This window comes from Alkalibaculum sporogenes, from assembly GCF_009362815.1.
Taxonomy (GTDB): Bacteria; Bacillota; Clostridia; order Eubacteriales; family Alkalibacteraceae; genus Alkalibaculum_A; species Alkalibaculum_A sporogenes.
Window position 1 is genome coordinate 77239 of sequence record NZ_WHNX01000002.1, and the last position, 22904, is coordinate 100142.

22 protein-coding genes are annotated in these 22904 nt (G+C 31.0%); 17 read left to right on the forward strand and 5 right to left on the reverse strand.

Annotated features, from left to right (window positions below):
• Positions 1 to 2: 2 nt before the first annotated feature.
• The gene (gene modA / locus GC105_RS01405; protein ID WP_152800941.1) at positions 3 to 821 is read right to left on the reverse strand and encodes a molybdate ABC transporter substrate-binding protein; all 819 of its coding nucleotides are present in this window, start codon (positions 819 to 821) and stop codon (positions 3 to 5) included.
• Between the two features lie 203 nt (positions 822 to 1024).
• Between modA and GC105_RS01410 the strand changes: the two genes are divergently transcribed.
• A complete protein-coding gene (locus tag GC105_RS01410) occupies positions 1025 to 1981 on the forward strand; it encodes a substrate-binding domain-containing protein (RefSeq protein WP_152800942.1) in 957 nt (318 codons plus the stop codon).
• Between the two features lie 135 nt (positions 1982 to 2116).
• Here the strand turns inward: GC105_RS01410 and GC105_RS01415 are convergent, their stop codons facing one another.
• Positions 2117 to 2440 carry a rhodanese-like domain-containing protein gene (locus GC105_RS01415; protein WP_152800943.1) on the reverse strand — a complete coding sequence of 108 codons (324 nt, stop codon included), beginning with the start codon at positions 2438 to 2440 and terminating at the stop codon, positions 2117 to 2119.
• 414 nt (positions 2441 to 2854) lie between these two features.
• Between GC105_RS01415 and GC105_RS01420 the strand changes: the two genes are divergently transcribed.
• The 15 genes from GC105_RS01420 (at position 2855) to GC105_RS16730 (ending at position 18937) form a co-directional block, all read left to right on the forward strand.
• A complete protein-coding gene (locus tag GC105_RS01420; RefSeq protein ID WP_152800944.1) occupies positions 2855 to 5326 on the forward strand; it encodes a heavy metal translocating P-type ATPase in 2472 nt (823 codons plus the stop codon).
• 295 nt (positions 5327 to 5621) lie between these two features.
• On the forward strand, positions 5622 to 5753 hold the full coding sequence (locus tag GC105_RS17410) for an LDCC motif putative metal-binding protein (protein WP_281350051.1): 132 nt from the start codon (positions 5622 to 5624) through the stop codon (positions 5751 to 5753).
• A gap of 104 nt (positions 5754 to 5857) precedes the next feature.
• Positions 5858 to 6550 carry a response regulator transcription factor gene (locus GC105_RS01425; RefSeq protein ID WP_152800945.1) on the forward strand — a complete coding sequence of 231 codons (693 nt, stop codon included), beginning with the start codon at positions 5858 to 5860 and terminating at the stop codon, positions 6548 to 6550.
• Positions 6547 to 7911, forward strand: coding sequence for a sensor histidine kinase (locus GC105_RS01430; protein ID WP_152800946.1), 1365 nt, complete (start codon positions 6547 to 6549; stop codon positions 7909 to 7911). The genes GC105_RS01425 and GC105_RS01430 overlap by 4 nt, the downstream gene beginning before the upstream one ends.
• Positions 7912 to 8106: 195 nt before the next feature.
• Entirely contained in the window at positions 8107 to 8484 is a 378-nt protein-coding gene (locus GC105_RS01435) for a hypothetical protein (RefSeq protein ID WP_152800948.1), read from the forward strand.
• A gap of 139 nt (positions 8485 to 8623) precedes the next feature.
• Positions 8624 to 8896, forward strand: a complete 273-nt coding sequence (locus GC105_RS01440) for a hypothetical protein (protein ID WP_152800950.1) — start codon at positions 8624 to 8626, stop codon at positions 8894 to 8896.
• A gap of 360 nt (positions 8897 to 9256) precedes the next feature.
• Positions 9257 to 10009 carry an NYN domain-containing protein gene (locus GC105_RS01445; RefSeq protein WP_152800953.1) on the forward strand — a complete coding sequence of 251 codons (753 nt, stop codon included), beginning with the start codon at positions 9257 to 9259 and terminating at the stop codon, positions 10007 to 10009.
• Between the two features lie 330 nt (positions 10010 to 10339).
• Positions 10340 to 11260: an AraC family transcriptional regulator gene (locus tag GC105_RS01450; RefSeq protein WP_152800955.1), complete on the forward strand. Its 921-nt coding sequence runs from the start codon at positions 10340 to 10342 to the stop codon at positions 11258 to 11260.
• Between the two features lie 259 nt (positions 11261 to 11519).
• Positions 11520 to 12389 (forward strand): 3-hydroxyacyl-CoA dehydrogenase family protein, encoded by an 870-nt coding sequence (locus GC105_RS01455; protein WP_152800957.1) that lies wholly within the window; start codon positions 11520 to 11522, stop codon positions 12387 to 12389.
• Positions 12386 to 13603 (forward strand): thiolase family protein, encoded by a 1218-nt coding sequence (locus GC105_RS01460; protein ID WP_152800959.1) that lies wholly within the window; start codon positions 12386 to 12388, stop codon positions 13601 to 13603. Before GC105_RS01455 ends, GC105_RS01460 begins: the two co-directional genes overlap by 4 nt.
• Before the next feature lie 45 nt (positions 13604 to 13648).
• Positions 13649 to 15208: an acyl CoA:acetate/3-ketoacid CoA transferase gene (locus tag GC105_RS01465; protein WP_152800961.1), complete on the forward strand. Its 1560-nt coding sequence runs from the start codon at positions 13649 to 13651 to the stop codon at positions 15206 to 15208.
• A gap of 68 nt (positions 15209 to 15276) precedes the next feature.
• Positions 15277 to 16017, forward strand: a complete 741-nt coding sequence (gene fabG, locus GC105_RS01470) for a 3-oxoacyl-ACP reductase FabG (protein WP_343029924.1) — start codon at positions 15277 to 15279, stop codon at positions 16015 to 16017.
• A 153-nt stretch (positions 16018 to 16170) separates the two neighbouring features.
• Complete coding sequence (locus GC105_RS01475) at positions 16171 to 17562, forward strand: MFS transporter (protein WP_152800963.1); 1392 nt, start codon at positions 16171 to 16173, stop codon at positions 17560 to 17562.
• Between the two features lie 45 nt (positions 17563 to 17607).
• Positions 17608 to 18771, forward strand: coding sequence for a uroporphyrinogen decarboxylase family protein (locus GC105_RS01480; RefSeq protein ID WP_152800965.1), 1164 nt, complete (start codon positions 17608 to 17610; stop codon positions 18769 to 18771).
• 10 nt (positions 18772 to 18781) lie between these two features.
• Complete coding sequence (locus GC105_RS16730; protein ID WP_193708228.1) at positions 18782 to 18937, forward strand: hypothetical protein; 156 nt, start codon at positions 18782 to 18784, stop codon at positions 18935 to 18937.
• Positions 18938 to 19044: 107 nt separating this feature from the next.
• On the opposite strand, the gene GC105_RS01485 is transcribed toward GC105_RS16730, so the two are convergent.
• Both GC105_RS01485 and GC105_RS01490 read right to left on the reverse strand, forming a co-directional pair.
• Positions 19045 to 19518, reverse strand: a complete 474-nt coding sequence (locus GC105_RS01485) for a cupin domain-containing protein (RefSeq protein WP_152800967.1) — start codon at positions 19516 to 19518, stop codon at positions 19045 to 19047.
• A 116-nt stretch (positions 19519 to 19634) separates the two neighbouring features.
• A complete protein-coding gene (locus tag GC105_RS01490) occupies positions 19635 to 20072 on the reverse strand; it encodes an OsmC family protein (protein WP_246169656.1) in 438 nt (145 codons plus the stop codon).
• 335 nt (positions 20073 to 20407) lie between these two features.
• Here GC105_RS01490 and GC105_RS01495 point away from each other — a divergent pair, with 335 nt between their 5' ends.
• Positions 20408 to 20839, forward strand: coding sequence for a MarR family winged helix-turn-helix transcriptional regulator (locus tag GC105_RS01495; protein WP_152800969.1), 432 nt, complete (start codon positions 20408 to 20410; stop codon positions 20837 to 20839).
• 232 nt (positions 20840 to 21071) lie between these two features.
• On the opposite strand, the gene GC105_RS01500 is transcribed toward GC105_RS01495, so the two are convergent.
• Positions 21072 to 22631 carry a PucR family transcriptional regulator gene (locus GC105_RS01500; RefSeq protein ID WP_152800971.1) on the reverse strand — a complete coding sequence of 520 codons (1560 nt, stop codon included), beginning with the start codon at positions 22629 to 22631 and terminating at the stop codon, positions 21072 to 21074.
• Between the last annotated feature and the right edge of the window lie 273 nt (positions 22632 to 22904).

The window sequence follows — 22904 nt, forward strand, 5'->3', positions numbered from 1 at the left end:
TTCTATTCCTCCGGTGGTATAAAACCGTATTTTGACATGATAGCTTGTCCATCGGAACTATTTACATAATTAATGAATTCTCGAGCGAGATCTTGCTTATTTGATGCTTTTACAACTGCAATAGCTTGATTTAACGGATTATGCATATTTGAATCAATTATATTGAAGTTTAATATACTATCATCTTTTAGAGATAAAGCAATAAAGCCAGCGTCTGCATTACCTGTTGTTATAAAAGTCATGGCTTCAGAAATGTTTTTTCCATATACTATTTTAGGTTCTAATTTATCCCATAGCCCCGCACTTACTATAGCTTGTTTTGATGCAAGTCCATAAGGTGCATGATCAGGGTTTGCCATTGCAATTATCTTAATATCGGGATTTAACAAATCGTCTAGAGTGCTTGTTTCAAAGGAACTGTCTTTTAGAGTTGCGATTCCTATACGTCCTAAACCATAAAGTGATTTTGTGTCAGAAACAATAAAACCTTTTGTATCTAGATCATTTATAATGCTTTCATTTGCTGCTGCAAATACATCAAAGGGCGCTCCGTTAGCAATCTGTTCAGATAAGTTGCCAGTTGAACCGAAGGAAAATGTTATACTACTATTATGGGCTTTATCAAAGGCTATACCAATTTCAGTAAAAGCCTTTGTTAAATCTGAAGCAGCTGCAACAGTAAGTTCCTGCTTTGACGTGGCTAAGGTGGTATTATTATCTAAATTATTCTCGTTCATTGTTGTACAACCTATGAATACTAGAGATAAGATAGAGGAAAGTATAAGTATAATAAGTTTTTTGTAGTTTGTTATGTTAATCATAGTGTCTCCTTTTTATTAGTGTCAACGTGATGAATAGTGTTAAAACGCAGTGAAACAGTGTGAAAATCTGCTAGTACAATACGATACACATATTATATGAAGAAATATGATGAAAGTCAAGTGTGAAACGTGATAGAAATTGAATATAGAAATGAAACATGATATACTGTATCAAAATAAATATACTAATGGAGAATATAATTATGGAAAACAATACTGCTCTTACAGCACAAGATGTAGCAGACATTCTTAAAATTGCCAAAAATACAGTATATGAACTGATCAAACGTGGAGAACTCAATTCATATAAAGTTGGTAGAAAAGTTAGATTTACTATGAATGATGTTCAAGATTACATTGAAAATTCTAAAAGAATAAAACCTGTGAAAGTAGAATCAGTGGTTGAAAACATATTAGAAAGTCCTGATTTAGTAGCTACTAATAGATATAATTCCAGCGGATTTGTAATTTGTGGACAAGATATTATGCTAGACGTATTGTCAAATTATATTGAACAAAATACTAAAGGTGGAAAGGCTTTGCGTGCTTATATTGGCAGTTATAATAGTCTGATTTCTTTATATCGAGGAGATGTTCAAGTTGCTTCTGCACATCTTTGGGATGGAGATACAGGTCAATATAATATTCCCTACGTAAAGAGATTATTACCTGGAATTCCAGCAGTTATTATACATCTTGCATGTCGTATGCAAGGCTTTTATGTTGCAAAAGGTAATCCAAAGAATATCCTAACTTGGAATGATTTAAAACGATCAGATATAACTATGATTAATAGAGAAAAAGGTGCTGGCTCTCGTGTGCTGGTGGATGAACATTTGCGTATTTTGGGTGTTTATGGCAGTGAAATTGATGGGTATCAAAGAGAAGCTCAATCTCATCTCACTGCTGCTAGTACTGTTGCTCGAGGTGGTGCAGATGTGGCTATTGGTAATGAGAATAATGCAAGGCAAGTAAAGGATATAGATTTTATTCCTTTACAAAAAGAGCGTTATGAATTAGTTGTAAGAAAAGAAGATACTAGCTTACCACAAATTCAAGCTATATTTAAGATTCTTCGTTCTGATGAATTTAAATTAGAGTTTGAGGGAATAGGTGGGTACGATATAAAAGAAATGGGAAATATTGTGGCAGAGACTTAAAAACTATCTAAAATACATTTAAATAGATTCTATAATAACTATAATTGCAGAATTAACGAACACCTATACAAATGCTCAGATACAATGTGTGACGATTTAAATCAGAGAAATATGAAAATCATTTAATCTTGGTTTTTATACTATTTTGCCAGTCCAAGATACTATGCCTCCTATATTAGTAGTATTTATATAACCTAAGTCTCTATATATTTTACTTGCCTTATTACTTCTATTACCACTTTGGCAGTAAACGTATATCTTGCTATTTTTATCAACTACAATTGATTCTATATTAAAAGCTGTATCTAGAGGGATATTAATGCTATTTGGAATGTGACCTTGAATATATTCAGTAGGTGTTCTAACATCTATCAGATAAATAGATGTATCATTAGATAAGTTGTTTTTTGCCATTTCCATTGATATAGATGGAGCCTTTGAGTTGAAGTTATTAAACATAGTAATCCTCCTTGGTTTTATTAGTAATTACGGTATTATTCTAATTAATATTATTATACTCAAAAATGAATATTTAAGCTTCAACTTTATTTAATATATAAAATATTTATTAAGGTGTTGTTATTGAAAATTGACACAAAATCTGATATAGTGTAATTATTAAAAGGTATTATGATTTTTACTATCTTCATAAAATCTACATAATACTTTGATACTATAGTAATATAAAAGAATATTTTTTTTATTATATTACCACCCCCTATATGGGTAGGGGCTGTTTTTAAAAATGAATAATGGGTAAAAAAGGAGGTATGAAACTAAAAAAATAACTTACAGTCTTGTAAAGACTGTAAAGTCAACTTAGTTGGTATAATAGAAAATATAAAATGAGAAAAAAGAATTGGAGGTTTAGATATGGCTCAATCAAAGAGTATAGTAAAAGTAGGATTTAAAATTCAAGGTATGTCGTGCACTAGTTGCTCAAATAATCTAGAAAAGAAGTTAAAAGATACTAAAGGAGTTATAAACGCTAGTGTTAACTTTGCTGCAGAGAAGGCACTTGTCGAATACGATAAAGAGACTACTAATATAGAAGAATTAACTAAAGTTGCAGATAAACTTGGATTTAAGGCCATCCCTGAAGATAATGATAGTAAAACGGAGAAAATAACTTTAAAACTTAATGGTATGTCATGTACATCTTGTGCAAATAATGTAGAGAAAAATCTAAATAAAATAGATGGTGTTATTTCTGCTAATGTAAATTTTCCAGCAGAAAAAATTACGATTGAATACGATCCTAATAAAATTAGATTAATGGATATGCAAAAGAGTGTCTCTAAAATAGGATTTGAATTGGTGCTTGAAGATAGCGAAGATAATGGTATTGATGAAGATGAAATTAAAATTAGAAAAACTGCAAAAACCATGAAAATATCTATTTTATTTACAAGCGTTATAATGGGTCTTATGATGATTAACATGTTTATAACATCTATCCCTGGATATTTACCAATCACTATAGTACTTGGCTTTCCAATTATATTTGGAACTGGTTGGCATGTTCATGTTGGTAGTTGGAAAGCTCTTAAAAACAAAAGTCCAAATATGGATGTTCTAGTAACTCTGGGATCGCTACCACCGTATTTGATTGGATTTATGGGATTTTTCATTCCTGTACAGACTTTTATAGAGATGGCTACTACCATTATGACTTTTCATTTAATAGGAAAATACTTAGAGGTGAAAGCTAAAGGAAGAGCTTCACAGGCTATCAAGAAATTAATTCAAATGGGAGCTAAGACGGCGAAAATCATAGTAGATGGTGAGGAAATAGAGATTCCTATTAAAGATTTACATGTAGGAGATATTATGGTAGTACGACCAGGTGAAAAAATACCTACTGATGGTAAAGTAGTGGGTGGGAGTAGTTTAGTAGATGAGTCTATGGCTACAGGAGAATCAATGCCAGTAAAACGAGAAATAGGTCATGAAGTAATTGGAGCAACCATTAACAAACAAGGGCTACTAAAAATTGAGGTCACAAAAATTGGTAAAGATACGTTCTTATCTCAGGTAGTTAAAATGATGGAGGAATGTCAAGGGTCTAAAGTTCCTATACAGGAGTTTGCAGATCGTATTACAGGATATTTTGTTCCAGCAATAATTGTTATAACCATTGGCACATTTATTTCTTACAATATATTTCCTGGTTTTCATCTAGGTATTGTTCAATGGGGATCGACGTTTTTACCTTGGGTTAACCCAGATGTTACACCTCTGACATTAGCTTTTATTTCTGCAACAGCTGTTCTAGTTATATCTTGCCCATGTGCATTAGGACTGGGAACGCCTACAGCTTTAATGGTGGGTAGTGGTATGGGAGCTGAAAAGGGAATATTAATACGAAATGGTGAAGCCATACAAACATTTAAAGAAGTTAAGGCTATAGCATTTGATAAAACTGGAACTATTACTAAGGGAAAGCCAGAAGTAACGGACATAGTTCTAGTAAATGATGTAAAAGATCAAGATATTCTTTATTTCGCAGGTTCCATAGAGAATGGATCAGAACACCCTCTAGCTCATGCAATTGTTGAGAAAGCAAAAAATCAAAATATAAGATTTGGAGAAGTAGAACAGTTTAACGCTGTAGTTGGCATGGGAGTAGAGGGACGTGTTGATGGAGAAATAGTCTTAGTTGGAAACAGAAGATTAATGAAAGAAAAAAATATTCCTTACGAGGAATACGAAAATGAATTAATTAGATTAGAAGAAGAAGCTAAAACTGCAATGCTAATTGCAAGAGGAGAGCATTTATTAGGTATAATAGCAGTAGCAGACCCTATCAAGGAAGATTCCGCACGAGCGATTGCATTGTTAGAAAGCATGGGTATTAAAACAGCTATGATTACAGGCGATAATAAGAGAACAGCAGCAGCTATAGGCAAAATGGTAGGGATAACTCATGTAATTTCTGAAGTGCTACCTGATGGCAAAGTTGAAGAAGTGGAAAGGCTACAAAAGAAATATGGTACAGTAGCTATGGTAGGAGATGGAATTAATGATGCACCTGCACTTAAACAAGCTAATGTAGGTATAGCGATTGGAACAGGTACTGATATTGCAATCGAAGCAGCAGATGTTACATTAGTAAGAGGGGAATTAACAGGTATAATATCAGCTATTAAATTGTCTAGATCTATATTTACAAAAATCAAACAAAATTATTTTTGGGCATGGATATACAATGCATTGTTTATACCAATGGCTGTGATTGGATTATTGCACCCTATGATAGGTGCAGCTGCCATGGCTACCAGTTCATTAAATGTAGTTTATAACTCATTAAGATTAAAAAAAGTAAATATCGACCCAGGTCAATGATAGATACGAATTAATATAAAAAGTATTTAAAGAATAACTGTAAATGTCGTTTGAATAGTTCAAATTAATTTGCAGTTATTTGTTTATCAATAAAAAGTTAAACTATCGTATTTTGAAAACTTTAAGGCTATTCTTCTTGAATAAACCGTGACAAATTTTAAATCATTATCATATGGAAATAAAGAGTCAAATCCATAGATAAGATTTTGTAGGAATTATATTCATCTACATTAAATCTTCACAAGTATTATATATTATTAAAAGTACATGGAAAGACTATTTTTGGAGGGTAATTATGTTTAAATTTATTGATAAGTGGTTAAAAAATCTTGCAGAACAAAATAAAAAATCATTTGGTACCAGTAAACTAGATTGTTGTGAGCTAAACAAAACGAAGAAAACTAATAAAGTTAAAAATAAAAGTTAGCTAATAGTTTATTAGCGCATTGATATAGAATTTATTAACTCTGTATTTAGTCAAAAAAAGCTACTAAATATATTGTAAACAAATGATATAAGGGTGTGAGAGAAATGAATGAAAAAATACTTATCGTTGATGACGAAGTTAATCTTTTAAAAGTTGTTAAGGATTATCTAATACTTGAATCTTATGATGTTTATACTGCAGACCGAGGAAATACGGCTCTTGAATGTTTTCGTAGTATACATCCAGATTTTATTATATTAGATTTGATGCTTCCAGATATTTCAGGTGAGGAAATATGTAAAATTATAAGAAAAGAATCAGATATTCCAATATTAATGCTCACTGCTAAAAGTAGTGAGGATAATAAAGTTTCAGGTTTATATATTGGAGCAGATGATTATTTAACAAAACCATTTAGTCCAAGAGAGCTAGTGAGTAGAGTAAGAGCTATCTTAAGAAGGGCAAAAGGCAATATAGTAGTATCTGATATTTTAGAATACAATGGTAAGGACTTATATATAGATATTCCCAAACGTACTGTTCTAAAAAGCGGTGAAATTGTTAAAATGACGCCAAGTGAGTTTAAAGTGCTATTGATTCTTGCACAAAATCCCCAAAAGGTTTTTACGAGAAGTCATCTAGTAAGTCATGCTTTTGGTTATGATTTTGAAGGCTATGATAGAACAGTAGATACCTATATAAAAAACATAAGACAGAAAATTGAGGATAATATTAAGGAACCAAGATATATTGAAACAATATACGGCGTAGGATACAAGTTTGTAGGTAGCTTATGATCACATTAAGTAAACAATTTAGAAAGTACTTTGTAATCACAGCTATGGTATCCATTGCATTCATAACAATTATTACTAACATTGGCATCAATCTGTTTTTTACCGATTATATAAGAGAAACTAGAAGTAGAGACGATGAGAAAGTTGTTCAATATGTTGAGCAAGTTTATATTGATTACAATGGATTAAATTCTCAGTCATTTATGAGTATAATGCATTATGCATATAGTGACAATTTAACAATACGGATAAAAGATATTGACAATAGAGTCATATGGGATAGTAGTACCTCAGATAATATGCATTCCATGATGCAAAGAGATAAAAATAAGATAGATACAACAGTTGTTTATAATAATTATTCTTATAGTTATTTAGGAAAACAAATTGGAAGTATTGATGTGGGGCGACCTAAGAGTATAATATCTTCTATTGAAGATAAACAATTTCTAAGTACTATTAATGGAATATTCGCAATAGCTTTTATATTCACACTAGGTGTAGCAATATTAACTAGTTCAAATATTTCAAGAAAGTTTCTAAAACCTATCTATAAAATAAGAGAAAACGCTAATTATATTAAAAATGGACAATATAAAGATTTAAACGAAGTTATTACCAATACCTTTGAATTAAATGATTTGTCCATATCAATGAATGAGCTTGCTGATAGGCTGGATTATCAGGAACACTTAAGAAAAAGAATGACAACTGATATGGCACACGAGCTTAGAACTCCTATTGCCACGATACAAAGTCATATTGAAGCTTTTATAGATGGAGTTTGGGTTCCAAGTGTAGAAAAACTTTCTATAGTACATGATGAGGTAAATAGGCTTACAAAACTTATTAACGAACTATCAGATTTGTCCTTAATTGAAAGTGATGATATTAAACTAAATAAAAGTTCTGTCAATATGTCTTTACTACTTAATAATATATTAAAAACCTTTGAGCCTTTATTTATTAGTAAGAATATAAATATAAATAATGAAATCCCTAAAAATATTGAATTGTCGGGTGATGAAGAAATACTACAACGAGTTTTTATAAATATCCTTTCAAATGCTTTTAAGTATACAAATGAAAATGGTAATGTAAGAATTAATGTAGTACAGATAGGAGATGTAATAAATATTGTAATAGAAGACACAGGTATAGGCATCCCCAAAGAGGATATTAAACATATATTTGAAAGATTCTACAGAAGTGATATTTCTCGAAATCGAGTATCAGGAGGAACAGGAATTGGATTAACCATATCTAAGGCACTAATTCAAGCTCATGGTGGCAATATTAAAGTTGAAAGTGAAGAAGGTATAGGAACTAGGGTAATTATAACTTTAAATAAATCTGAATGATACTAAATTTATTGCTAATTGTTTATTTATTTTTTCATTTATATGTATTAAAGCATATGGAGAAACAAGAAAACAATTTCTATGATCTTTAACTTTTTTATTTCAGAACGACAATTAGATTATATAATAAATACCACAATTTCTCCACATTTAAGCACTATAATTAAGAAAAGATAATTGAGAGGAGAGAAATTAATGAAAAAAGTATTTACAATAATAATCATAGCTTCAATAATTATCGGAACAATAACTTCTGTATATGCGAGTGAAAATACTGGTTTTAGAGGTTTTAGCTTTGGCGGTTCAATGATGAGAAGAAGTAGTATAGATAATGATAACTACAAAAATATGATTGATATAATGAATGATTATGGTTTTGGAGATGCCGCTCAAGCAATGGCAAATAGGGACTTTGAATCTATGGATGAGTTTATGAATAGTTTGACAGATGAACAGTACAATCAAATGATTGAAATGATGTCACAAAATGGATACAAAAGCATGGCTAATATGATGAACTCAATAAGCAGACAAGATATGCAAAAAATGCATAATTCTATGATGAGAAGATAATGCTTCTAAATATACAAAAAGCTAGAAAACTTTAATCTAGCTAATCACTTTACATAATTTCTTCATGTTAATAAGATAAGCTATATATTAGTCAAAGAGATAAAGTTTTATTGATTAAAATGAATCGGAGGTTAAAAGTATGAAATATAGAAGTGATAATAGAGAAAATAAAGGTGAAAGCAATCATAGTCCAATAAAGCATATGTTTCATATGGTGCTTTGTTGTGGATTACCTATACTAATTATAGCATCTCTACCATTAGTAGCGAGGTTCAGTACATCTACTAGCTTAACATTAGCGGCAATAGCACCATTTATCTGTCCACTAATAATGATACCTATGATAATAATGATGTTTAAAGGTGATAAAAAGTCTTGTTGTAATGATAAAGAATCTATAAAAAACAAATAAATCAAGCTAACAATATTGTATTAATAATAATAGAGAAGTTATAAAAAATAAATATTTGGTTGTTTAATATATAAGAAAAGTAGACAGTGTAATCATTAAAAATTACACTGTCTACTTTTCTTATATTCATGTGAAGGAATGTATAACTTGTATTGTACTTTAAAAAAAAATTATAGTTTCTAATAGTAGTAATCTTTGGTAAGATATGAATATCGAACGTTATTCATGTGTTGTAAAAAAAACAAAAAACCTTTATACTAAAAATTAACAATACCGTTTTACCAGTATGCTAGTAAAGATTAAAATAAGTGTACTTGAATATTATAGATTACAAAATATTATTAATTTAAGGGGATTCTTATGGAAAATGATAAAAAGATTGCAGTTTTAATTGATGCGGACAATGTTTCGGATAAATATATCAAGTTTATATTTGATGAGATTTCAAATCATGGAACACCCACATATAAGAGGATTTATGGAGACTGGACAAAACCTCAACTAGGATCTTGGAAAACAGTATTACTTAAAAACTCTATTATGCCAATTCAGCAATACAGTTATACTTCGGGGAAAAATGCTACAGACTCAGCATTAATAATTGATGCAATGGATATTCTTTACTCTAATAATGTAGACGGTTTCTGTATTGTCTCTAGTGACAGTGATTTTACACGTTTAGCTGCTCGTCTAAGAGAAGCAGGAATGTATGTTGTAGGTATGGGGGAAAAGAAAACTCCGACGCCTTTTATATCTGCTTGTGAACAGTTTAAATATTTAGAAGTTTTAGCAACAATTCGAACAGATTCTATGGAAACAACTGAGAAACAAGGAAAACAAGGAACACAAAAAGAAGGTATGGAAGATAGAGATGAGCTAATAAAATCTTTGCAAATAATAATAACAGAGAGTTCAGATGAAGATGGTTGGGCATATCTTGGAGAGGTAGGAAAAAGATTAAATAAGAGACATCCGGATTTTGATACTAGAAATTATGGACATGCTAAGCTTACTCCACTTATCTTATCTTTACAGAGTTTTGAAATACAATCAAGGAAAACAAACAATCCTCACATAACTCATTATTATATTAAAAATAAACTGAAAAAATGACTATAAATAAATTCTCGAATAAGTCAGTTAAGATTAATTATCTCTTTAAGGCTAGGATGCGATGGGGAAAAATTAGCATATGATTTTTGAAGATAATATAGAGATTTGTGCTGAGTCACTATTACATAGTAGTGGCTCAGTATTTATTTTAATAAGGTTTGATAGGTAGCTAGGGTTCTAACTCTATTATATTGAATAAACATTCTAGGGGCTATATTGTAATATATCTTTATTATTACAATAATAAGCATAAAATACTATAGTTTTATGATAAAATTATAGTATTAAATTGATTATATAAGATTTTTAATTAAATTATGAGGTGATATAATGCCAAATTCATTCCAAGAACGGAAGTTGTACAATAAGTTAATGGGTACATGTATGACTATAACATTCGATTCTTATAGCATCATCGTACATAATGCTCACTTTATGAATGAGGAACATATCGAATTTATTCATAGTCATAATTTCCATGAACTTTATTTTATCCTCGATGGATCATTGACAATGCATTGTGATGGAAAGAACATAGAACTGAGTAAAAATAGTATATTTTATATTTCCCCAAATATAACACACCATGTTAATACAGACTCGCAGTATAAAAATGAACGGTTCTTAATTGCATTTGAAATAATTCAAAATCAGACAAGCAAACAAGAATTAACTGCATCTGAATACCAAATTCAAGAAATTTCAGAAATATTAAAACAACATGCGCCTTATTGGACAGGTGAGGATGCAAATAATGTATCCGTTCTTCTAGATTATATATGTGATGAAGTAATTCGCAGTATGCCTTTATACCATATAAAACTACAAAATCTTATTTCTTCTATTATTATAAGCTTATTACAAAATATGACAGAAAAAGAATCAGATAGCATTGATAAACATTTAGAGTTTTGTAATAGGGCAATACTTATGACACGATATATACATGACAATTTTAAACAAAGAATAACCTTAGAAATGGTTGCTAATCATTTTCACACGACACCACGTCATGTTAACCGCTTGTTTAAACAATATTTTAATACATCATTTAGTAAATCCTTGACTATCATTAGATTAGGTTATGCAAAGAAATATCTTAGGTATGGGTACTCGATAGAAAAAATAGCGGAGTTAACCGGGTTTGCATCTGTGCGGACACTTTATAAAGACTTTAAAGAGTATGAAGGTATGAGCATGTCGGACTATCGTAATACAAATTCAAATATAGAAGGTTATATAAAAACATAATTATTGTTTTTGTAATACAAAAGAAAACAACATAAATAAATTGTAGCAGAGGACGAGTTTATAAAAACTATGTCCTTTTTTTTCATTGTTCTATTAATTTATTGAATATATAATCAAAAACATAAGTGAAAAAGTTAAGGAAATAGCTTGTATGCACAGTGATAAATTATAACTATGCAACATAGAATCAATTATAGAATAAAGTAGAGTTAATTTTATGTGATTTTATTTAAACATTCAATAAATGGAGGGATGAACGATGATTAAGAGAGTTGGAGTCATTGGTGCTGGAGCAATGGGCACTGGCATAGCCCATATAATGGCACAGTGTGGATATGATGTGGTTTTAAATGATATTGATAATATATATCTAGATAAAGCTATTAAGAGTATTAATACAGTATTAGATAAAAAAATTGCAAAAGGTACATTTACTGAAGAAAATAAAGATGAATTAATTGGAAAGATAGAAACATCAACTAATTTAAATGATTTGAAAGATGTAGATTTAATTGTTGAAGCTATTATTGAAAATATTGATGTTAAACATGCTTTGTTTGCTCAATTGGAAGAAATTTGTAAACCTGAGACTATTTTTGCTTCTAATACGTCAACTATGTCTATTACTAAACTTGCTTCTGCTACAAAAAGACCTGAAAAAATGGCAGGTATGCACTTCTTTAATCCTGCACCAGTTATGAAGTTAGTTGAGATTATTAGAGGGTTTTATACATCAGATAATACCGTTACTATATTAAAAGAAGTTGTTCGGTCTCTAGGAAAAGATAGTATCGAAGTTAAAAAGGATTCCCCTGGATTTGTCGTTAATAGATTAATGTTAACTCAGTTTAGAGAAGCATTTCTAGTCCTTGAAGAGGGGATCGCATCTATCGAAGATATAGACAAAGCAATGACACTTGGCTTAAACCATCCAATGGGGCCATTTACACTTATGGATTTTACTGGTAATGATATTGCATACGACACATTAATGTATATGTATACAGAGATGGCGATGCCTAATTGGGCTCCTCCTGCAGCTCTAAAAAGAGTAGTAAATGCAGGTCGATTAGGAAACAAAATTGGTAAAGGCTGGTACGATTATGAAAAAGGAGATAAACGTAAATGAAAAGAGTTGTAATAACTAGTTTTGCAAGGACTCCAATTGGTGCTTATTTAGGTGGTTTAAAAGAAGTTCCCGTTGAGAAGCTTGCTAAAATAGCAATTGAAGAGGCAGTAAAAAGATCAAATATTGAGAAAAAAGAAATACAAGGAGTTATACTAGGGCATGTTATTTCTTCAGCTGATGTTGCAAACATAGGTAGGTATGCTGCCTTAGATGCAGGTTTTAATGAAGAATGTGTTGGGATGACTGTAAACAGAATTTGCGGATCAGGAATTCAAGCAATTATAAATGCGGCATTAGAAATTCAAACTGGTCATAGCGATGTAATGGTAGCTGGAGGTGCAGAAAGTTTATCAAGAGTACCTTACTATTTACCATTATCTTCAAGATATCAGGGCTTTAAAAATGGAAATAAAAGTATTCTTTGCTCTAATGAAGAATATTCCAGAAATACTGCACCAACCACCCGTTATCCTGTAATTGACAGCATGGGGATTACTGGAGAAAATATAGTAGATAAGTATAGTGTTTCAAGAGAAGATCAAGATATGTTTGCTTATCACAGTCAAATGAAGGCGAAAAAGGCTCAAGTTAGTGGAAGGCTTTCAAAAGAAATTATACCAGTAGAAGTAGTACATAGAAAAGGAAGTTCAATTATTAAAGAGGATGAGCACCCGAGACCAAATACTACACTTGAAATATTAGGCAAATTAAAACCAGTATTCAAAGAAAATGGAACGATCACAGCTGGAAATGCATCGGGAATGAATGATGCAGCAGCAGCTTGTGTACTAATGAGTGAAGAAAAATGTAAATCACTAGGGTTAATACCCATGGCTTATATTCAGGATTATGCCGTACATGGAGTTAATCCTGAATTGATGGGTTTAGGGCCAGTAGGTGCAATTAAAAAACTACTAAACAAAAATAATTTAATATTAGAAGATATTGGTTTACTTGAAATAAATGAAGCATTTGCAGGTCAAGTACTTGGATGTTGCAAAGAACTTGGTAATTATATAGATACACCTTTATATAAATATTTAAATGTCAATGGTGGTGCAGTAGCTTTTGGACATCCATTAGGAATGAGTGGAGCAAGATTAGTAGGTACTATAGCTTATGAGTTTGGCAGTACTGACACTAGGTATGCAATAGCTAGCGCATGTACTGGCGGTGGAATGGGTATAGGGATATTACTTAAAAAACCAGAATAATGATACAACGGTACTGTAATATTTAGTCGGAAGGAGAAATTCGTTATGAAACAAGTATCTAGTAGAGAAGCAGTTGATATGATTAAAGATGGTTCGACAGTTGCATGGACGACAGCGGGTTTATGCTGTTTTGCAGAAGAAGTTGCTATGGATCTAGAAAATAAATTTTTAGAAACAGGTAAACCAAACAAGATTACTGCTGTACATAGTTGCGGTTGTGGTGATGGAAAAACTCGAGGTATGAGCCATTTAGCCCATGAGGGACTAGTAAGTAGACTTATATCTGGTCACACTGGTCAATCAAAGAGTATGGGTCAACTTATTTCAGATAATAATATCGAAGCATATCTACTGCCACAAGGAGTTATGGCACATATGTGGAGGGAAATAGCTGGCAAAAAACCTGGTGTAATAACAAAAGTTGGACTAGGAACCTTTGTTGACCCCAGGATGCAGGGCGGAAAGGTATCAGAAAAAACTAAAGATGATTTAGTGAAACTAATAGAATTAGATGGTGAGGAATGGCTACACTATAAAACATTTCCTATCGATGTAGCTGTAATACGAGCTACTACAGCTGATGAAAATGGAAATCTTACAATGGATAGAGAAGGATTGCTTTTAGAAGCTCTACCCATGGCACAAGCAGCTAAAAATAGTGGTGGCATTGTCATTGCACAAGTTGAATATATTGCTAAATCGAATACACTTCATCCATTACAAGTTAAAGTGCCAGGCGTATTAGTAGATTATGTAGTAGTAGCAAAACCAGAGAATCATATGCAAACTATTGGAACTAAGTTTAATCCATCATTTTCTGGGGACTTGAAGATTCCAATTGATAGTATTAAACCCTTGCCACTTAATGAACGTAAAATTATTGCTAGAAGAGCAGCTATGGAATTAGAAGAGAATACTATAATTAATCTTGGGATTGGTGTACCTTCAGGTATAGCAAATGTAGCAACAGAAGAAGGTATTGCAGAGATGATAACCATGACAACAGAACTTGGTACATATGGTGGAACTCCTGGTGGAGGAGAGGACTTTGGTGTTGCATACAATCCAGATGCCATTATTGAACACGAAGCACAATTTGATTTTTACGATGGTGGTGGTTTAGATGCAACCTTCTTAGGACTTGCTCAAACAGATAAAGAAGGCAATTTAAATGTAAGTAAGTTTGGTTCAAGAGTAGTAGGTGCAGGCGGATTTATAAACATATCTCAGAACTCAAAAAAGGTTATATTTTGTGGCACATTTACAGCAGGCGCTAAATATAAAATTGAGAATGGAAAAATAAATATTATACAAGAGGGTACTACAAAGAAATTTGTCGATAAAGTAGAGCATGTTACATTTAGCGGACAGTATGCAAAAAAAATAAATCAGACTGTAATCTATATTACAGAGCGGGCTGTATTCAGACTAGAAGATGGAGTTATGACATTAACAGAAATAGCACCTGGTATAGACATTGAGACTGATATTATTGCAGCTATGGAATTTACACCTAAAATATCTCCAAATATAAAAGAAATGCCACAAGAGTTATTTGAGGAAAAATGGAATCAATTAGGCTTAATACTAAAAAATAAAAAGTGAAAATTATCTAACGAATAATAAAAAACCTAAAATTGTTAAACTAAAAAAGCAAACAAGAAGGTGATTTTGTGAGATTAAAAGACAAGGTAGCTATAGTAACGGGCTCTGCCCAAGGCTTAGGAAAGGCCATGATTTTAAGATTAGCTAGTGAAGGAGCAAAAGTTGTGGTAACAGATATTAACTATGATTCCTGCCTCATTGTAAAAAAAGAGATAGAGCAATCTGGAGCTGAGGCAATTGCTATAAAATGTAATGTCACTAATCGTGATGAAGTAAAGTCATTACTAGAACAAACAACTAGCAAATTTGGAAAAATAGATATCTTTGTTAATAATGCAGGGATAACTCAAGATGCTCAAATTACAAAAATGACTGATGAACAGTGGGATAGAGTTATAGATACAGATCTAAAATCTATGTTTATTTGCACTCAAGAAGTTATTAAATTTATGATACCTAATAATTATGGGAAAATTGTTAATATAACTTCTGTTGCTGGTCAAGAGGGTAATTTTGGTCAAACAAACTATTCAGCTGCTAAGTCAGGAGTAATAGGCCTGACAAAAACTCTGAGCAAAGAGTTGGGAAAAAGAGGAATTACTGTTAACGCAGTTGCTCCAGGTTTTATATTAACTGAAATGACAGAGGCAATACCAGATAAAATTAAAGAGCAGTTAATCGAAAGAATACCTTTAAAACGGGGTGGGCAACCAAAAGAAGTAGCAGATGCTGTACTTTTTTTAGTATCAAATGAATCTTCCTTTATTACAGGGCATACATTAAACGTCAATGGTGGGATGTACGTATAATAAAATAAAAAATATTTATATACTGATTAAAAAAATTAAAGCTTCAAAATTTTATATTTATTATTATATAAATCATATATTGGCACATAGTTGCAATATTATCAATAAAAGAAGGCTGATTATGAATGTGCCTAAGATATAGGGGGGATATTTGTGAAAAAAGGGTTGAATAAAACATTAACAAATTGGTTCGGTATTGGAGATTTTTTCTTTGATATTTGTAATAGTTATAAAACATATTTTTGGGTAATATTCTTAACAAGTGTTGCAAAACTTCCGTTGGCAACGATTGCATTAATTTCTGCAGTAGTTTCGACAACAGAAATTTTTTTATCACCGTTCTATGGTGTTGCACTAGATGTATTAAAACCTATGAGATGGGGAAGGTATCGTTCATATTTAATGATCTTACCACCAATTACTGCAATATTATTTGCTTCTCAGTGGTTTGCAGCAGGGATATCCAATGTAAGTATTGCTTCAGTTTCAGTTATCGTATTGTCACTTATGTTCGCATTATCATTTAACATGCAAAATACCGCAAATATGTCTTTGATTCCATTAGTAGCAGCAACTGAGTCTGAAAGAGCACATTTATCTTCTAGGCGTTGGGCATGGATGAATTTAGCTAAAGTTGTAATAGGGTCATTAGTAGCAGCTTTAATTGCTCTATATTCAGGTATATTTGGCAACGAAAGTGTTATGACATACGCTGTGATAGCCTGTACAGTAGCGGCGTTAACCATTATAGGTATGCAAATTCATTTCAGAATGACTAAAGGTTATGAAGGCGAGGGATCAGAAGTTTATAGTTCTTCCAAAGTCTCTAAAGCACAAAGAATTTCCATGAGTATACTTATAAGAACATTAACTAAAAATCCACCTCTTATTGCAATTTTTATAGCAAGTACATTTACCGCGATAACATCATTTACACTTGCTATGATGGCAGCACATTACTTTAACTATGTTGCGGAAGCACCTGCAATGTTAGCGATTTATTTAACGGTCACCAACTTAGGTGCTGTATGTGGTTCTTTGCTCGCAGGTGTATTTAGCAAAAAAATGGATATTAAGAGATTATCTATGATTGCCTTAATTTTTATGGTAGTTGGACTTGGATCTGCGAGACTCTTCGCATTTAGTGCATTAGGATTTACGATTAGCATTATTTTTGTACAATTTTTTGCATCCTTTAATTATCCATTATTTATAACCATGTACTCAAATTGTGCAGTTTATGGTGAATGGAAAACAGGCGTTAAAGCAGCAGGTGTTGTAATGGGTATTAGTAATGTACCGGTTAAAATTGCTGTAATGGTTGCTGGCATCTTAATTCCAGGGATCCTTGGAGCTGCAGGTTTTGTAGCAGATGGTGCAATTACTCAAACTGTAAAGGCCGGTATTGCCAATGGAATAACATTGGTACCAATGGCTAGTTATATGTGTGCATTTTTAACAATTACTTTTGGGTTTAAATTAACTAGAGAAAAGCTTAATGAATATCAATCAGAAATAGATGCAAGAAATGTAATTTCTGAATAAGTTTGATAGAAAATTAAATTGTTATCATTGAAAGGGGAAAACAATATGACAAAAGAAGTACTAAGTAGTGAGTATAAAAACAAGTTAATGTCAGATATCTATTCAGGAGAAAAGCCAGATAGAGTACCAGAAAAGGTTGGAGTAAACGCGTGTGCAGCTTTAGAATTAGCAGGATACGATTTGAGAACAGCTCAATATGGTGTAACCAAAGTTCTTGACGCTACTGATAAACTGAATGAAAGATTCGATACTTATAATCTTATTGGTACATGGCCAGGAACGCCTTGGTTATCAAAATTTACAGGGACTCGTACTAATGTAATGGGATCAGATGGTTTTATTCAACATCCAGATGTACACGGTATGGAAGATACAGAATATGATCAATTCTTAAGTGATCCATTAAAATTCATATGGGAGATAGTTATTCCGCGAATATTTACTGAATTTGATGCACCGCCGATGAAAGCAGCTTTAGCTATGGCTAAAACCATTAAGGCATCTGATGACATTAATGGAAAAATGGCAAGAGGAAATGCAGCATTAATTGCAAAACACAATAAAGCTACTACTCCTGCATTTGTAGGTATAAGTCGCGCGCCTTTTGATTACTTTGCAGACTATTTAAGATCTTTTACAGGTGCATTAGTAGATATGAGAAGAAAGCCAGAGCAAGTACTAGAAGCTGTAAACTTAATTACACCACTCATGATAAAATGTGGTTGTCCAAGACATGTAGAAAACCCTAGTAGAACGACACGTATATTTTTTGCATTACATATGCCAACATATATGAGTGAAAAATTCTTTGCAAAATTTTGGTGGCCATCTTTTAAAGAAACAGTATGGGCTATATATAATGCAGGGTTTGGAGTGAATATCTTTTGTGAAGAAAATTGGATGCACATTCTAGATTATCTAAATGAATTACCACCAGGATGTGAACTGCAATTTGAATATGGAGATCCAAAAATCATAAGAGATACAGTTGGAGAGAAACACATCATCTCAGGATTATATCCAGTCAACTTGCTGAAAAATGGTACTAAGCAAGAAGTTTGTGATAAAGCAAAAGAATACTTAGATATTCTAGCTATTGATGGTAAGTATATATTTAATTTTGATAAATCAATATTAAGAGCTGATCAAATCAACTGGGATAATTTTCAACCATTAATTGACACTATACACCAATATGGAAAACTTTAGGAGGTAAAGCATGGAAAAAAAAATTAAAAGTGAATATTATACAGAAATAGATGATACACTAGCAAAATACGATATTCCCATTGAAGCTAAAGAAGATGTATATGAAACAATGCAATATGTAGAAGATATGATATTGTATTTTACATTGACAACTCTAAGTAATTAAGCTAAAAGCTATCCTTTAAGTTCATTTATAGGATAGCTTTTACAAATACATTATTATTGAGTGGGAAAGTTATGCTTTACAGTATTTGTGATTGTATTTGACCTTATTTAATCAAAATATTTTTTAGGTACTTGGATATAATTAGCTATTTCTGGGTTCTTTTTAAGACTAAGAATTTCCTCTTGTGTAAGTAGATTGAATTTATCTCTTTTAGCATCTACTGTACAGAAAAACCCAAATGGTTCTTCTCCTGTATTAATTAGTTGATGGAAAGCATGGGGAGGAATTGTAATTAAATCCATTGGTTCAGCATCGTAAATTTTATCATTGACTATTACCTTGCCTTTACCTCTTGCAATCATAACCACATGTACGTGCTCGTGTTTCTCTAAAGTAGAAAATCCATCAATAGCACATTCAAAATAACGTAGATGAAAATCAGTATTTAGATTATTTTCAACTAAGTTTTGTCGAGTAGTTTCGTTAAAAGTTACAGGACCATCTCCTGATGGCTTATAGTCAATTTTACTTATACCATCCCATACAAAATCATTAAATTTATGAAATATATTATCAGTCATTAATTATCATCCTTTCTAAAAAAAAAAGTAGTATTAATACACAATATTAACGTTCTTAAAACAAATGCTTACGATATGTCTAATACTTAATGGAATGTAGAGAAAGTCATTTAATGTTATACTAATACTAATTTTACAGGTGTGTAGTTAGCAATATTATCGCTAACAGGGCATCTTGATTCAACAATCTCAATCCACTTTTCTAAGGTAGCCTTATCTGCATTAGAATCAGGTTTTATATTAACAGTTATTTCTTTAAAACCAGATCGTTCATTATCAGATTTACCCATGAATTTTGCAGGGTTCAAATTACCTTCCAACTCTATTTCTAAACCATTTAGTTCAAAACCTAATTCTTTTGCAACAATATGAGATACTACATTTAAGCACCCAGATAATGCTCCGAGTAGATATTCTACTGGATTTGCACCTTCATTTGTTCCACCTAAATTTTTAGGTTCGTCTATAGTCATAGTAAATCCATTAGTTTGAACTATAGTCTTTGTCCTATTTTCGCTCTTTGCTATTACTTTAAATTTTAAATCTGTCATCATAGTTAGCCTCCTAAGTATTCTTATAAGACAATATTACTATTCTAATTATTTACTATCAATACTTATATAAAAAAACGAACTAAAAAAGCATAGAATATGATCATATGCTCAAGTTAAGAAAATGCAATAAAACAAGTGTACTCTATTGGAAAGATATTTTATAATTAAGTATAATATGAGGAGATAGTAGGTTATATTAGATAATACTAGCGTTTTATTATAATAAAAACTGTAAAATAATTATTTGATCTAAGATACTACGGTATTAATTGCACTATTGTTTATTAGCATAATTATGCTATAATTATTTGAGTAATGTATAAGGAGATAAGTTCATGTTTGAATTAGAAGATTGTGTATCATATGTAGCGACAAACGCGAGTAAGGATTTAATAGACGGTTTTGATAGAAAACTAAAAAACCATGGAATAACTAGAGTACAGTGGACCGCTCTTTATTATATAGGAAAGTACCAACAAATTAATCAAAAACAGTTATCTACTTTGATGCGTATAAAGGAGTCATCTACAACTGGATTAGTAGATAGAATGGTTAAAGAGGGATTTATCAAAAAAAAGCTAAATCATTATAATAGAAGAGAAATGTTACTATTTTTAACTCAAAAAGGTGAAAAATTAAGGAGTGATAGTATACACTTAGGTCAAGAATATAGTGATTTTATTTCGCAAGGAATAAAATTAGAAGATTTAAGTACTTTTTTTATGGTTCTAGATAAAATGAAAGATAATGCAAATATGCAAGAGTGAAATAAAGTGAAACTTTATTCAGTAGGGGTTTTCTTCATCCGACGGGATCTTAGTGCCTGTTAACGCGGCATAAATTAATAGAGGAACTTAAAATGAATTGTTTAAATATAAAGAAGTTGAGTAATTTTTGTATATTTCTAAGACAAGTAGTTATAGTTCTGCAAATATACTACGATTCAAAACCACAGAGAAACCCGTTTTTATCGAGTTTATCTGTGGTTTTAAAATTAAGTTAAAAGAATTCCAATATTTTTAGTACTTTTGAAGATAAACATATATGGAAGATTGTCTCGCTATTTGAGAAATCGATATTGCTTATTTCTTCAATACGTTTTATTCGATATTTTACTGTGTTGTAATGCAAATGTAGGGTTTTAGAAGTTAAGGTTATATTTTGGTTATGGTTGATATAAGTCAATAAAGTGTTAAGGAAATCAGTTCCTTTTTTCTCATCCATTTCTTTTAATGTTTGAACAACCGGGTGAATTAGATTATGAATATTTGTTTCACCATGGAGATGCACAATCATATGAGGGATGATATAGTTGTCGTAATTTAAAATAGGTTGATCTATTTTAAATAAGTCTCCTAAATATAAACAACTCATAGATTGTTTATAATATTCAGGTAAATCGTACAAATGATAAAATATTTTACTAATCCCTGCTATACAATTGTTTTTATTAAGTAAATCTTGAAACACTGGTAATGTCTGATCAGTAAAGAGTTCTTTTGACATTGTATCGAAAATTACTACAATTTGACCATGATAAATAACAACAGTTTGTCGATTGAAATAATTTTGATATATTCGTTTTAAAAAATATAATTGGTCGTTTATAGGCCGATTTTCTGTTTTGATTGTAATCACAAATAGATTTTCATATAATTTTAGACCAAATAATCGTGTTCTTTCTTCAATAGCATCATGATCGTATAACTTTTCATTAAGAAGTGCAGTTAAGAAAGAGTCTACTAATGAATTTGATGACGGATTTGTTATATTAGGATCTTTCATCGTTAAAGCTAAAACATTACAAATCATTACTAGTATTTCTTCATCACACTCAGTAATCGGTTGGTTATATTCTAGTAATTTCAAGTAAGACATTGGTTTATTTCCATGAATCACTCGACCCACTAATTGTCGATGATGCATTAATTCATTGTTCCAGAAACTAAGTGGGATTTCTATAGAATCAGCATTGTTGTCTGTATAATTATCAAAATCGTAAACCATAATTGACTTAACATATTCTTCTGTAACATAACCTTTAGATAATGTCCATTCCCAAAGAGGTTCATCTTTAATTGTATTACCGCCAGAATGTGCTATAAAGCATAAAGAAATATCTACAAGTAAAAGTGGATTTTTTAACATTTCATAACCTAAGTCCAAAAGCTGTTGAGTATTATAACCTTGTTGACATGCTTTTAGAATTTTTATAGCGCAAGATCCTAATCTTTGTTTGTCTATAAACAAGCTTTGTATTTGATTAGAAATATGTTCAGCATCACAATCACTAATTAATAGAATAATATTAGAGAGGCTCTCCTCTAAATCTAATTCAGGTATATTACAGTCTTCGTAAAGAATTAGATTTGTATTTAAAGATGAAACAATATCACATACACTAGACAATTTTCCAATATATAAACAGTTTGATGAAAATTCAGTTTGGTTCATAGTAATATAATTCCATTTTAATATTTCGCATGGTTCTGTTATATAAAGTTTTGGCTTGTATTTATCAAGGATAGCTACTATTTTTAATAAATTAATTGTAGACATAAACAATCTCCTTTGTATTTGTTAAATATATAAACATATTTATATTATATCAAAGTAATATCACTTATCCCTAAGAAAATATTTTAAAATCATTGTTTACTTCCGACAAATATCATCTATTGTTTTGTAATATTTTATAAGTACATCTTGTCATTTTATGAATAAACACCCGTATAAACTTATCAAGTGCTGACAAAGACATAGAGTTTATATTATGCTAATATTATATGTGAATAGAGTAGCTTGTACAGATAAATATGCTTTAATATGTTA